Source organism: Pyxidicoccus trucidator, from assembly GCF_010894435.1.
Taxonomy (GTDB): Bacteria; Myxococcota; Myxococcia; order Myxococcales; family Myxococcaceae; genus Myxococcus; species Myxococcus trucidator.
The window spans coordinates 1-652 of record NZ_JAAIXZ010000078.1 but is presented as its reverse complement, the minus strand read 5'-3'; the positions used below and the strand labels follow the sequence as shown (position 1 = coordinate 652).

Annotated in this window: 1 protein-coding gene; it reads left to right on the top strand. The window is 72.1% G+C overall.

The genetic code is table 11. From position 1 onward, the window contains the following. On the top strand, nucleotides 1-652 hold a 652-nt coding region (locus tag G4D85_RS48480), incomplete at both ends, for a condensation domain-containing protein (protein WP_164021935.1).

Genomic DNA, 652 nt, shown 5'->3' with positions numbered 1-652 from the left:
TGCGCCAGCTACTGCCCGAGTACATGGTGCCCTCCGCCTTCGTACAGCTGGAGGCCCTGCCCCTGACGTCCCACGGCAAGGTGGACCGCAAGGCCTTGCCTGCGCCCGAGGCGCCTGACTCCTCCCGGCACTACCTGGCCCCTCGCACGCAGGCCGAGGCGAAGCTGGCCGCCCTCATCGCCGCGGTGCTGCGCCTGCCCCGCATCGGCGTGCACGACGACTTCTTCGCCCTCGGCGGCCACTCCCTGCTGGCCACCCAGGTCGTCTCGCGCGTGCGCTCGGAGCTGGGCGTGGAGCTGCCCCTGCGCGCCCTCTTCGAGGCACCCACGGTGGAGGCCCTCGCCAGGCGTGTAGAGAAGGAAGAGCGCAGCGACTCCCTACCGCTGACGCGGGTTGCACGGGAGGGCGCGCTGCCGCTGTCCTTCGCCCAGCAGCGGCTGTGGTTCCTCGACCAGCTGCGGCCCGGCGACGCCTCGTACAACATCCCCGCGGCCCTCCGCATCGAAGGGGCCCTCGACGTCGAAGCCTTGCGCCGTGCCTTCGAGGAGCTGGTGCGCCGCCATGAAGCCCTGCGCACCACCCTCTCCACCCTCCAGGGCTCACCCCAGCAGCTCATCCACCCGCCGCACACCTGGAGCCTGCCCGCGGTGGA